This is a genomic window from Paenibacillus sophorae (assembly GCF_018966525.1).
Classification (GTDB): domain Bacteria; phylum Bacillota; class Bacilli; order Paenibacillales; family Paenibacillaceae; genus Paenibacillus_AQ; species Paenibacillus_AQ sophorae.
In genome coordinates, this window is sequence record NZ_CP076607.1 from 2,882,552 (window position 1) to 2,895,251 (window position 12,700).

The 12,700-nt window shown below is 50.2% G+C and carries 14 protein-coding genes; 4 read left to right on the forward strand and 10 right to left on the reverse strand.

The window, feature by feature from the left end; all coding sequences use genetic code 11:
* Positions 1 to 43: 43 nt before the first annotated feature.
* The 5 genes from KP014_RS13490 to KP014_RS13510 all read right to left on the reverse strand — a co-directional run bounded on the left by KP014_RS13490 (position 44) and on the right by KP014_RS13510 (position 4,040).
* Complete coding sequence (locus KP014_RS13490; protein ID WP_036602151.1) at positions 44 to 1,090, reverse strand: M42 family metallopeptidase; 1,047 nt, start codon at positions 1,088 to 1,090, stop codon at positions 44 to 46.
* 52 nt (positions 1,091 to 1,142) lie between these two features.
* Entirely contained in the window at positions 1,143 to 1,475 is a 333-nt protein-coding gene (locus tag KP014_RS13495; RefSeq protein ID WP_036602147.1) for a LapA family protein, read from the reverse strand.
* Between the two features lie 128 nt (positions 1,476 to 1,603).
* Positions 1,604 to 3,394 (reverse strand): oligoendopeptidase F, encoded by a 1,791-nt coding sequence (pepF, locus tag KP014_RS13500; protein WP_036602150.1) that lies wholly within the window; start codon positions 3,392 to 3,394, stop codon positions 1,604 to 1,606.
* 238 nt (positions 3,395 to 3,632) lie between these two features.
* Positions 3,633 to 3,803: a hypothetical protein gene (locus tag KP014_RS13505; RefSeq protein ID WP_036602145.1), complete on the reverse strand. Its 171-nt coding sequence runs from the start codon at positions 3,801 to 3,803 to the stop codon at positions 3,633 to 3,635.
* Positions 3,804 to 3,806: 3 nt separating this feature from the next.
* Positions 3,807 to 4,040 carry a hypothetical protein gene (locus KP014_RS13510; protein ID WP_036602143.1) on the reverse strand — a complete coding sequence of 78 codons (234 nt, stop codon included), beginning with the start codon at positions 4,038 to 4,040 and terminating at the stop codon, positions 3,807 to 3,809.
* 168 nt (positions 4,041 to 4,208) lie between these two features.
* On the opposite strand from KP014_RS13510, the gene KP014_RS13515 reads away from it, so the two are divergent.
* Positions 4,209 to 4,406 carry a cold shock domain-containing protein gene (locus tag KP014_RS13515; RefSeq protein WP_025334410.1) on the forward strand — a complete coding sequence of 66 codons (198 nt, stop codon included), beginning with the start codon at positions 4,209 to 4,211 and terminating at the stop codon, positions 4,404 to 4,406.
* A 204-nt stretch (positions 4,407 to 4,610) separates the two neighbouring features.
* Here KP014_RS13515 and KP014_RS13520 read toward each other — a convergent pair whose 3' ends face one another.
* A complete protein-coding gene (locus KP014_RS13520; RefSeq protein WP_036602138.1) occupies positions 4,611 to 5,258 on the reverse strand; it encodes a nitroreductase family protein in 648 nt (215 codons plus the stop codon).
* Between the two features lie 637 nt (positions 5,259 to 5,895).
* On the opposite strand from KP014_RS13520, the gene KP014_RS13525 reads away from it, so the two are divergent.
* The 3 genes from KP014_RS13525 (at position 5,896) to KP014_RS29365 (ending at position 8,292) form a co-directional block, all read left to right on the forward strand.
* A complete protein-coding gene (locus KP014_RS13525; RefSeq protein ID WP_036602149.1) occupies positions 5,896 to 6,978 on the forward strand; it encodes a tetraprenyl-beta-curcumene synthase family protein in 1,083 nt (360 codons plus the stop codon).
* Between the two features lie 24 nt (positions 6,979 to 7,002).
* A complete protein-coding gene (pfkA, locus tag KP014_RS13530; RefSeq protein ID WP_036602135.1) occupies positions 7,003 to 7,974 on the forward strand; it encodes a 6-phosphofructokinase in 972 nt (323 codons plus the stop codon).
* Positions 7,975 to 8,097: 123 nt separating this feature from the next.
* Entirely contained in the window at positions 8,098 to 8,292 is a 195-nt protein-coding gene (locus KP014_RS29365; protein ID WP_367888872.1) for a DsrE/DsrF/DrsH-like family protein, read from the forward strand.
* Positions 8,293 to 8,359: 67 nt separating this feature from the next.
* Here KP014_RS29365 and KP014_RS13540 read toward each other — a convergent pair whose 3' ends face one another.
* The 4 genes from KP014_RS13540 to KP014_RS13555 form a co-directional block, all read right to left on the reverse strand.
* A complete protein-coding gene (locus tag KP014_RS13540) occupies positions 8,360 to 9,733 on the reverse strand; it encodes an MATE family efflux transporter (RefSeq protein ID WP_090834556.1) in 1,374 nt (457 codons plus the stop codon).
* A gap of 155 nt (positions 9,734 to 9,888) precedes the next feature.
* Entirely contained in the window at positions 9,889 to 11,145 is a 1,257-nt protein-coding gene (locus KP014_RS13545) for a putative glycoside hydrolase (RefSeq protein ID WP_036589333.1), read from the reverse strand.
* Positions 11,146 to 11,338: 193 nt separating this feature from the next.
* Positions 11,339 to 11,527: a hypothetical protein gene (locus KP014_RS13550; RefSeq protein ID WP_175491940.1), complete on the reverse strand. Its 189-nt coding sequence runs from the start codon at positions 11,525 to 11,527 to the stop codon at positions 11,339 to 11,341.
* A gap of 175 nt (positions 11,528 to 11,702) precedes the next feature.
* On the reverse strand, positions 11,703 to 12,524 hold the full coding sequence (locus KP014_RS13555; RefSeq protein ID WP_036589329.1) for a YitT family protein: 822 nt from the start codon (positions 12,522 to 12,524) through the stop codon (positions 11,703 to 11,705).
* Positions 12,525 to 12,700 lie beyond the last annotated feature (176 nt).

Here is a 12,700-nt window from a genome sequence, read left to right on the forward strand (position 1 = left end):
TTGTTCATGTCTTTCAGCAGCCGGCTGTAGGCACGAGCTTCTGTCAGTTCGCTCCGACATAAGCGGCTAGCAGCTTGGCCGTATTGAATACGGCCTGCTTGTGAGTGCGCTCCATGGAGTGAGAAGCGTGAACACCCGGGCCGATCAGCGCGGCCCGTATATTGGCGCCGCCCCGAAGCGCTGCGGACGCGTCGGAACCGTATTGCGGATAAATGTCGACCGCATGGGGGATACCCAGACCCTGAGCCAGCTCGATCAACCGCCCGGTCATCGTATAATCGTACGGACCGGTGGAATCTTTGGCGCAGATGGATACATCGGTCTCCTTGCAGCTTAAGTCGTCGCCCAGAACACCCATATCGACGGCGATCAGTTCGCTGATTTCACCGGGAATCCAGGAGGCGCCGTGTCCGACCTCTTCATAATTGGAGATCAGCAGAGACAGGTTGTGCAGCGGCTTCCAGCCTTCGCGCTTGATGCTTTCCAGCAGGCCGAGCAGGGCGGCGACGCTCGCTTTGTCGTCCAGATGGCGCGACTTGATAAAGCCGCTTGGTGTGAACACGGGGCGGGCGTCAAACGAGATGAAATCGCCGACCGCGATGCCCAGCTTCAGCACGTCATCCTTGCCCGATACCAGTTCATCGATGCGAACCTCCATATTTTCTTCGATCCGCTTGATATCCCGGGCATCGGCGGTATAGGCATGGGCGGAAGGACGGGTCGATAGGATCGTTCCAGTGTAGGTCTTTCCGCTGCGTGTATGAATGACGCAGTATTCATTCTCGATGCTGTACATCGTGAAGCCGCCGACGGAGGTCAGGCGGAGGGTGCCGTCCGGACGAATGGAGCGGACCATCGCCCCCAGTGTATCGACATGGGCGCTCAGTCCGACGGTACGGGAAGGATCGAGACCTTCCACACTCAGGATCAGCCCGCCTTTTTCGTTCCAGGACAGGCTTGCTCCGAGAGCTGCGGCTTCTTCAGCAACAAGCTTAAGTACGGCATGGGTGTAGCCGCTTGGGCTTGGTGTATCGAGCAGTTTCTTGAGGATAGTCAGAATGTAATCTTCATTGGGCTGAATCGAAAGGATAGTCAAAGGAGATCCTCCTGTCTTTTTCAACTAGTGATCAATCAACCATCAATTAATTAAATGTGGTCGTTCCACCGGGAATAGTGCTCTCCACCATCGTATCCGCCGTATTCGCCGTTTCCAATTCCGCGATTTTTTCATTCGCCTTCACAAGCTCGGCAGTAAGGGATTTAATCTTTCTTTGCTGTTTGTACTGACGAAATATCCCGTACGAGCCCACGATGACTCCGCCGATCAGCGCGCAGCTGAGAATGACCAGAATCAGCGGGAGCGACACGATACTGAAACCGAAGTTCACTTGAACCGGATCGACGTTGATTACGGCAAAAAAGGCGATAAACAGCGCAAAAATCAGGCCGAAAATTAAAGACCATTGCATTTTCATAACAAACTTCCTCCTTGGGAAAATTCCGAATCGGCAGTTAGACGGCCGCTTTACATTATAAAGTCCCTTACCCAAAAAGGGCAAGGGACAACATGGACTGTAGCCGAAATCGGTGCGAGGCTAACACTTTACTTCGTCAACTGCTCCATTTGCTCAATCACATTTTCAAAGACGCTCATGGCTTCGCGGATCGGCTGAGGCGATGACATATCGACTCCAGCTTTTTTCAGAATATTGATGGAGTAGTCGCTGCCGCCGCTCTTCAGGAACCCGAGATAACGGTCAACCGCCGGTTTACCTTCCTCCAGAATCTGTTTGGAGAAGCTGGTGGCCGCCGAGAAGCCTGTCGCATATTTGTAGACATAGAAGCTGTTATAAAAATGCGGAATCCGCGCCCATTCCATCTCGATGTCCTTGTCCACAACCATGTCCTTGCCGTAATATTTCAGGTTCAGATCATAGTAAATGGCCGACAGATCCTGCGGTGTGAGCGATTCGCCTTTCTCGGCGCGCTCGTGCACGATTTTTTCGAACTCGGCGAACATCGTCTGACGGAACACCGTGGTGCGGAACTGGTCCGCGTAGTAGGTGAGCAGATACATTTTTTCCTTCTTGTCCGTCGATTTTTCCAGCAAATAATGCATCAGCAGCGCTTCGTTCGTCGTCGAGGCTACCTCGGCCAGAAAAATTGTATATTGTGCGTCACGGTACTTCAACGCGCTATCCGAATAGTACGAGTGGAGGGCGTGGCCCATTTCATGCGCCAGCGTGAACATGCTGTTCAGGTTGTCGTTATGGTTCAGCAGCACGTACGGGTGAGTGCCGTAGGCTCCCCAGCTGTATGCTCCGGTGCGTTTGTTCTCGTTCTCGTAAATATCGATCCAGCCGTTGTCGTAGCCTTCCTGAAGCGTCTTCAGATAATCCTCGCCCAGCGGCTTTAGGCCTTCCTTTGTGATTTTTTTGGCTTCTTCAAAAGGAATATCCATCTTGTATTCGTCAACCAGCGGCGCGAACAGATCGTACATATGGAGCTCATCAACGCCCAGCAGCTTCTGACGCAGCTTCATGTAACGGTGCATCAGCGGCAAGCTCTCATGGATCGTGTCGATGAGGTTCGTGTAGACTTCTTTGGATATGTTGTCGCCGAACAGGGACATCTCCAGCACGGAAGGGTACTTCCGGACCCGCGAATAAAAGACGTTCTTGTTCACATTGGCGCTCAGCGTTGCGGCGATCGTGTTCTTCTGCTTGGCATACGTGTCGTATACCGCCTTGAATGCGTTTTGGCGAACTTCCCGGTTCGGGCTTTCAAGGAATTTTATGTAGCTTCCGTGGGTCAGCTCGACCTCTTTGCCGGACTCGTCCTTGATTTTCGGGAATTTGAGATCGGCGTTGTTCAGCATGCCGAAAATGTTTTGCGGCGCCTGGGACAGCGTGCCGACCTGCGCCAGCAGCGCTTCCTCCTGTTTCGAGAGAACATGGGCTTTTTGACGTTTCATTTCGGTCAGCGTAAATGTATAATCTGAAAGCGCCGGATCGGCGATGAACTCGTCAAGCTTCTTAACAGGCAGCGCAAGAATCTCCGGAGTTACATAGGAGAGGGCTTCGCCAGCATCCACGCTGAGCTTCTTAGCTTTCTGCGAAAGCGCCTGATAGACCGGGCTCGCGGTGTCTTCATCCTGGCGCATATGGGCGTATACATACAGACGCTCGGTTTTGAGCGACAGTTCGTCGTCCAACTCGAAGCAATCTTTCAGCGCGGAGGCCGTACTTAGCTTGCCTTGGAATTTGGAGGCTTCCGCAATCAGTTTCTTGGCATCGTCATAAGTTTTGTCCCATTCCTGCTGTGAAGCAAACATATCTTCAAGCTTCCAACGGTTCTCAGCGGGTACTTCGCTTCTCTTCAATAATTGTTCCATGGGAATCCTCCTTAATAAATGGGATGAGGTCTGTGCGGGCTGCTGTTTGGCCGCGGCGGAGGAGAAACTCCCCTGCAGCAGACCGAGCGCAAGCAGCGCTGAAAGGGATCTAGCTGCGAAGAACATGACGGCGGCCTCCTTGAATGTAAAGGTGCGCCTAGTATTCCCCGGCAATCTGTAATTATGAATCTATTTGTGCATCGATTCCTGCGCCGTATGTCATTTGTCTCGCTTAATATTATGTCAGGAAGTCATAAATGACAAAGACAAAAGCCAGCGCAATCATAACAACCGCGATTAATGCCAGGCCCCTTCTCAATCTGGGATCAAGGCGATCCTTGCTCATAATCAGCACGGCGCCCAAGCATAGAACGGCCACAACATATATGGCGAGACTTTCATTGTTCATGGATTACACCTGCTTAAACGCCGTCATGATGCGATTGTACTCTTCCTCGTTATCTTTATAGGATTCCTTATTGAACCGGTTATTAACCCATTGCATCAACGCGGGGCGGCTTAGAAAAGTATGCGTTTCTTCACCCCATTGATCGGATATTTCCCTGAGTACAATATAGCGGCCCTGGACTTCCACAGTCATCATATTCCATTTATCCGTCTTGTATATTTCGTGTTTTTTGATCATTGTTGTCCCACCCTGGCGATATTTGGCTTTTGATAAATGATAACGCACCGGAGAAGGGAAAAGCAAATTAATTCCGGGTCAATTAAAAGATGGATTGCTTTGCCTGTAAGATTGAAGTATAATGTAGATATTCGCCATATATGGCGGTATTTTTAGGAGGTTGTTCACTTGAAAGGTACAGTAAAATGGTTTAACGCAGAAAAAGGCTACGGTTTCATCCAAGTTGACGGCGGCGAAGACGTATTCGTTCATTTTTCCGCAATCCAAGGAGATGGATTTAAGACTTTGGAAGAAGGTCAATCTGTTGAATTCGAAATCACTGAAGGCAACCGTGGACCGCAAGCAGCTAACGTAATCAAACTGTAAGACAAGGCGGAAGGGAGCAGCCCTTCGCTCTGAATATACTTGATATGGTAAGCTTTTATTAAGGCGTAACCCAACAATGTATAACTCAAAACACAGTTCTCTCTATGGGAGCTGTGTTTTTTATTTTTGCGTCATCCAATAAAAATATCAGGGTCTGCCGCTCTTTTGAAGGAGACAGCAGGCCCTTTTCGGTCATAAATAGATTTACTCCACAATTGTCAGAATCTCTTCGATCTCTTTGCGGGCAATCATTTTGGGTTGAACGGCTGGGTGTCCTAGCGCAACCGCCATATTGATCTGCCGGTCTTCAGGAATATTCAAATATTTCCGAAGATCCTGTTCGGCTAGCAGCACGGGTCCGGTCATCGGGCAGGTGCCGAGCCCTTTGGCATGTGCGGCGAGCATCAGATTCTGAATGGACAAGCAGCTGCTCTTGATTCCTTCTTCAGCCCAGATCTCCGGACTGCCGAACTCGAGCGGGTCGAAAATGCGTTCACGGAATTTCGATGTGTATGGGGTTGCCAGGCAAATAATCATCGCGGGAGCGCTGCCGAAGGCGGTGGCGTAAGGGCCGAACGACTTCACCATCAGCTTGGCTTCCCGCGCCAGTCCGCGTTGTTCCGCCGAGGCGGCGATTTCCTTCAGCCGATCCCAAGTAAAGGCTTCAATCACTTTGATTTTGTCACGGTTCATTACGGCGATAAACTCCCAGGTCTGCGAGTTGGTATCGCTGGGAGCAAACCGGGCGCAGTCGATAATATCCCTCACGTCTTCCGGAAGCACATCTTCTTCACTGAAATCCCGGATGCTGCGGCGGGACTGTGCCAATTGCTTGAAATCGTCAAAAATCATTGCTGAATGCCCCTTCCAATATTGTTACCAGGTACTAATACCTGCTGCTGAATCTATTATAGCGTAACTTCTTCCAAGTGAGAAGTATCGACAGCGGTATGGAAAGCAGGCTTTGCTTACGAAATCTTAATCCAGACTGAGAGATTTTCATTATCGAAGCAAGTTCTGATCGTGAGTGACTAAGCGCAGCCTATCGTATCCAAACAGGCGTATGGATATAAAGATCCGTCCATGCGCTCCAGAATTTGAGCGCCGTTGTATCTGACAATGGAAAAACAGGGTAATACGAAGAAGTAAAAAGGAAAGAATACACCAAACTGAAGCAGTTTCTGTTTCTTGGCTTGGGTAGGTGACGCTGCTACGGGCTTGCTTCCAGCAGAATGATTTGGTCTTGCGATTCTTGCTTTGACGGCTGCTCGCCATGCATCGAGAACAGGTATGAGCGAACATAGCCTGCTATGGTTTGACGAAACCTCCATCTCCGCTCTCAAGTATTGACGTGTAGTGCAGTTAAGTTGCATTTCACATTAAAAGATCCAGGGGATCCCAAAGTGATATTGTTGTTTGTACAAACGTTTGGATCATATTATAATAATTATGATTTGGATAAGGAGACAACAATGTGGAGGCACCGTCATTGAGTGAATTTGAGCAAGGCCGTTCCCTGAGTCCGCGTGGCCCGATTGGATTAATGAGCAGGGTCTACAAGTACGTGCTGCCTGAGGTTAGAAACTGCCTTAATCTTTGGCGCAAAGATGCGGAAGGGATTCCCGATCCCGAGCTCCGGAAGCAAGCGCTCGCAAGCATCGAAACGAAACAGTTTCATTGCGAAGGCGGAGGTGTATATGCCGCCGGAAATTTACCGATGAGGCACATTCTCATTCCGCTGATAGTCGCCTACCAGACGATAAGCGATTACTTGGATAACCTGTGCGACCGCAGCACTTCTATGGACCCGGACGACTTCAGGTTGCTGCACCAATCGATGCTGGATGCGATTACACCAGGTGCTGAACCGGTTAATTATTATGCGCTCCGCAGTGAACAGAATGACGGCGGATATTTGCACCGGCTGGTCCGCACTTGTCAGGAGATGATCTCAAGGCTTCCTGGTTATATGTCGGCGGCTTCTGAGATCTATGATCTGGCTGCATTGTATACGGACCTTCAGGTATACAAGCATATCCGTCCGGAATTGAGAGAAGCTGCGCTTAAGGAATGGTGGGAGGAGAACAGAAGCAGGGCGCCGCAATTATATTGGAATGAATTTGCGGCGGCAACTGGATCGACATTAGGTGTCTTTATGCTTTTTCTGGCTTCCTGCGATTCAAGGCTGACCAAGCCGGACGTTTCATTAATCCGGTCCGGGTATTTCCCGCATTTATGCTGCCTGCATATTATGCTGGACTATCTGATTGACCAGGATGAAGACCGGGCCGGCGGCGATCTCAATTTCTGCAATTACTATGACAATACGGATATCATGCTGAATCGGATCGCTTCAATCGTGGAGTGGGCACGAAAAGATGTTCGGAACATACCTGAGACTCCCCTGCACCGGATGGTCATCGAGGGGCTGCTGGCATTGTATTTATCCGATCCGAAAGTCAGCGAACAGCGGGAAGTTCGCTTAGTGTCGAGACGGCTGATGAAGAGAAGTCCGCTTACCAGACTGTTCTTCTTTGTCAACAGCCGATGGATACGCAAGCATTTGTATTAGCATTCTAAGGAGGAAACCATTCGTATGGCAGATGTAAAGAAAATTGCAGTATTGACAAGCGGTGGAGATTCGCAAGGGATGAACGCCGCCGTTCGCGCCGTCGTGCGCAGCGCTATTTATCATGGCATTGATGTATTCGGTATTCAGCGCGGATATCATGGGCTATTGAACCGGGATATTTTCCCGATGACGATTCGCAGCGTCGGCGACATTATTCAGCGCGGCGGCACAATTCTTCAATCCGCCCGCTGTCTGGAATTCCTGCAGCCGGAAGGCCAGCAAAAAGGTGCCGATATCTTGCGCGAGTACGGCATCGACGGACTTGTCGTGATCGGCGGCGACGGCTCATACAACGGGGCAAACAAATTGAGCAAGCTCGGCATCAAGACGATGGGGCTTCCAGGAACGATTGACAATGATATTTCCTTTACCGATTTCACCATCGGTTTCGATACCGCTGTCAGCGTTGTTGTGGATGCCATTAATAAGCTGCGGGATACGATGTCTTCCCATGAACGTTCTTCAGTCGTTGAAGTTATGGGGCGGCACTGCGGCGACATCGCCTTGCATGCGGGACTAGCTTCCGGCGCGGAAACGATCCTTGTGCCCGAAATGCCTTTCGATCTGGATGAAGTTGCTGACCGGATGAAGGACAACTTTGCCAGAGGCAAGCGCCATAGTATTATTATCGTGGCTGAAGGCGTAGGCAGAGGCGAAGATATCGCCCAGGCGCTCAAAGACCGCCATGCTTCGATCGACGCTCGCGTAACCGTACTGGGACATATCCAGCGTGGCGGCAGCCCGACTCCGGCAGACCGTAATCTGGCGAGCCGTTTGGGTGATTTTGCTGTACGCAGATTGATTGAGGGTGAATCGGGCAAAGCCTGCGGTATCATTAATGGCGAGCTTACTCTTACGGATATCGATCTTGTCGTCAACACGAAGAAAGAATTCGATCTTGAGACTTATCACCTGGCTTTGCGCCTGTCACAATAAGATTGATCATATTAAGAAGGACAAGCCCTGCGCGAATCGTCGTGGGGCTTTTTTGCTGCGTGAAATATCGTGGAAGCCTTTTTATTGACAGCGATTAAGCGTTGACTAAAGACCCCTATGAACATGGGCGGGCTGGGGGCCCAAATGATACGGAGCATTATGCGCCGAAAAAACGTTGACTCGCTGGAAAAGCTGATTGAGAATGCGGCCAAGTCAGGCGTCCGGATGATCGCTTGCGGTAGAACTTCTTGTCAAAAAAAGCCGATAGATAGGAACATATATAGTATTGGTAAAAAGGGCCGCTCCTCAGCAGATTGATCTGCCTAATGAGCGGCCTTTCTTAGTGTTAATTCAAGAGTGCTGCAATTTCTTAGCCGCAGCTCGGTTAGCTCTCCGTCTGCGTTCCTGCATATTGCGCCGCAAATCGGCGCTGGACTTTGAAGAGCCGATTGAGCAGCAGCGCCGCCCCAATAGCCAAACCCGTAATCAGCCCGATCCAGTACCCGTACGCACCTAAATACGTATGTTCGGCAAGAACATAGCCGATGGGCAGCCCGATAATCCAATAGGCGACGAAGCAAATGATAAAGGCTGGATTCACATCCTTATACCCGCGCAGAACGCCTTGGGTAGGCGTCGCAATGGCATCGGAGATTTGAAAAAAGATCGCATAGATTAGAAAATGCTTGATCAGCGCGATAACTTCCGGATCGGTTGAATATAAGCCCGCCACATGACTGCCGGCAAAGAGCAGCACGAGTGCGGTGGCCAGGGACATGGCGGCGGCCGAGCCAATGCCGAGCAGGCTGTACTGGCGGGCATCCTTCAATCTTCCCGAACCAGCCTCGAAGCCGACAAGAATGGTAAGACTCATACAGATGCTGAGCGGAATCATGTACAGCATGGAGGCAAAGTTGATCGCCGCCTGATGGGCGGCAATCGTTATCGTATCGAACCGGCTCATCAGCAGGGTAACCGTGGAGAAGACTGCTGTTTCAAAAAAGATGGAGAAGCCAATCGGCACGCCGATCAAGAGCTGCTCCTTAATGGCCGCTGGCGAGAGCGCGTGAAATTTGCGGAGAATCCGCAGATTCTTGAAAGGTTCTGCCCGAAATATAAACAGAAGCGCCACGCCAAAAATGACCCAGTAAGTGATGGCAGAAGCCACGCCGGCACCGACTCCGCCCATGCGGGGAAAGCCAAGATTGCCAAAGATCAACAGGTAATTCAGGCCGACATTTACAGGCAGGGCGATCAGAGTAATGAACATGGACACCCGGGTTTGACCGGTTGCATCAATACAGCTTCGCAGCACGGTGTACCCGAACAGCGGAATGACTCCGAAGGATATGGCGGTCAGGAAGCGAAAGGCGATGCTACGTACGGATGGTTCAAGGTTCATAAAGCCCAGAACCGGTCCCAAAGCGAGCGCTCCAAGCGCCAGCACAAAAAAGGATACGATAAGCGACAGCCAGATGCCCTGCATGACTTTGTAAGCCACTTCGCCTTCACGCCGTTTTCCTAACAGCTGCGAAACGATTGGGGTAAGGCCGATTAAGATACCGTTCAGTCCAGTTTGGACGGGAATCCACAGGCTGGTGCCGATCGCGACCCCGGCGAGGTCGGCAGTACCAAATCTTCCGGACATGTTCGTATCGAAAAAAGCGATCGCGGACAAGGCGATTTGAGTGATGAGGATGGGGAAGAGAATATGGAGAAACTGGATTGTTTTTTGGCCTAATGATGTTGTTGGTATCATGAAATATGCCTCGTTATCTTTAAGTTTGAAAAATCGGGAACATGAGTGAGCATGAGCCGCTGCACACCCGTTTCCAGCAAAGAACCCGGCACTTAAGCCGGGTCTTTGATCATAATATAAGACTAAATTTGATGAATGAATAATTGCAGTATTCGTTATTTTTCGTAGTCGACACCAGGCGTATAGCGGTTGCTCGCATTCCATAACAGGAATTCGTCAATATTTTGTTCGTTCATCGCACGGATCTGGTCTTCCACCTGCTGCTTGCCGTATTTGATGTAATGCCCGCTGCCGAGCCAACTGGCTGTGAAGTCTTGAATCCAAGGCCGGATAATCGGCTTATAGCTGCCAAGCGGATTCAATTTCTTGTGGGTGTCCACCATAGAGCCTTTAATGGTAGCGTAAGGGTTCTTATCCGGGTCCTTGACGTCGAACCAGCCGGTGGAATAATGGCTTGGGTAAACCATGGGACTGATGACATCCACGTTCTTGGAAATTTTCACGAAATCCTGGCCGATTCCTTCGGCAGCTGGAACCGAGGCGGCATAGCCGAAAATATCGACGGATACCCTTACGCCAAGCGGGTTTAATTCCTGCTTCGCGTACTTGACGAAGTCGGAAACGATTTGAACCCGGCTTTTTCCTGCGTCCTTGGTGTATTTCAGCGAATCCGCCCGTTTTTCAAATCCTTCAGGGAATCGGACGTAATCGAACTGGATTTCCTTGAAGCCGAGCTTGACTGCTTCTTTGGCGATTTCTACATTGTATTTCCATACGTTCTCGTTATAGGGATTGACGAAGCTGTCCCCGCCTTTGTTGTGCCATACAGAACCGTCGCTCTTCACAAATGACAATTGCGGGTTTTTCTTGGCGAGTACGGAATCCTTGAAGACAACGATCCGGGCGATCGGATAGACATTATGCTTCTTGAGCCGTTCCATCAATTTGTTGACATCGCCGATAAAAGGCTGGGGCTTGCCCAACTGCTGCAATTCTGCGTTATCCGTCTTGTAGGTGATGTAACCGGCGTCGTCCTTGATGTCGATAACCATCGCATTCAGTTCCGTTGTATCGATCAAATTTAGCAGCGTATCCATCCGCGAGCCGCCTGCGCTGTACGCCGTGACGTATATTCCCTTGACCTTGGGAGCGTCCGGCTGAGGATCAGGTAGGGGCGCGGCGTCTACGGTTGCGGTCGCACCCGGCGAAGCGGAAGGTGCAGGAGTTGAGGCAGCGCCTCCTGGTGCCGAATCCGCCCCACCTCCGGTTGCGCTTGGCGGGGCGGTCTGATTTGCGACAACGGCCGTATTAGTGGCGGATTGAAGCACGGCAGTCGCGTCAGCTTGTGATTGCCCCTGTTGGACGCCCACACTTCCTAGGGCCATCATCAATATAGCCCAAGTGATGTTCATTTTTCTCTCTCCTCTTTTATGTACGTTGGTATAAATTATAATAAGAATGGCAACTAATAAAAAGAACAGGTTTGTAACAATAATGAAACGATTTATCAATCTTCCGCTGATCGTAAAACTATAAAAAAGTAAATGCCGCCTGACCCGGCAAATACGCCGGTCCAAGCGGCAACCTTAAAAACTCGTGATTCCTTCATTGAAGATACGCAGAATCCTGATGCTCGCAAATGCTGTACTGAATGATGTCCATCGCATCAGCAGAGTCCAGAATGCTCAGCCCGTCCCGCAGAACGATCATGGAATCGAGTTCGTCCTGCTTGAGAAACGGCATCATATCCGGATACCACTTCATGACGATTTCTGACAATTTCACCGTTTCCATTTCCACAGTAATCACCCTTTCCTTTTTCGAATGTTGCTGAACTTAAATTCAGGTTTCACCCAGAAAAACGACAAGTGCCTGGAAAAGAGGGCAGAGCAGAATCTTCAAGAGCATGTATTGACTTCTGCGCATCATTAATATATCACAATTTTTAAGCATGTGCACCAATTAACAATTACCGTTTTCGGAACGAACCCATAATACCGACCGTTTCCAAAATATTGACAAAAGCCTGCGGATCGCTCTGTTTGATGATTCGTTTGAGCTCCGCCAGCTCGTAACGGGTCGTCACTGTCATTAGCATGTCCTTTTCCGTATGGGAATAAGCGCCTTCGGTCTTGATTTTGGTTACGCCTCTTTGAAGTTCAAGCAGGTGCTGCAGCATTTCGTCCGTACGGTTCGTAACAATTAATACAGTAACTTTAATATGGCTGACGTGAATCAGATCCACTACCCGGCCGGTTACGTACATGGAGGCCATGGAAGCAAGAGCGATGTTCCAGTTATTCTCCAGATAACCTGCGGCCAGGATAACTAGCGCGTTAAGGGAAACGAGTATGCTGCCAATGGGAAAGTCCCTATGGCGGCTGATGATTGATCCCAGAATATCGAAGCCTCCGGAAGAACCGCCTGCGCGGAACGAAATTCCGCTGCCTACCCCCACGAGCACTCCGCCGAATACGGAGGCGAGCAGCATGTCGGAGACAAGCGGCATCGCGGGAATGATTTCAATAAACCAAGTTGCTGCGGCAACCGACGCAATGCTCAGCACGATAAAACGCCGGCCAAGCTGAAACCATCCGGTAACCAGCAGAGGAATGTTGAAGAGCAAATACAGCAGACTGACGTTTAGCGGAGTAAAATAGCTTGCCAGCATGGACAGGCCGGACACGCCGCCGCTCAGCAGCCGGTGGGGAATGAGGAACAGATTGAAGCCGGCGGCAATCAGCCCAGAACCAAAGATCACGGCCAGAAGGTTGAAGCAATATCTAAGCAAGCGAAAATCACCTTCCGATAATGGATGTAAGTAAGAATGCAAGCGATGTAAAAACGAATGAAAGGAATACGCTGGTATTCCTCTTTGGATTTGTGATATAATGTATAGGATATTCTTGAGTAGAGCGTTACAATGAACTTTTTGCATTGTTTCGAATGTGAAGCTACTGTTGTTCG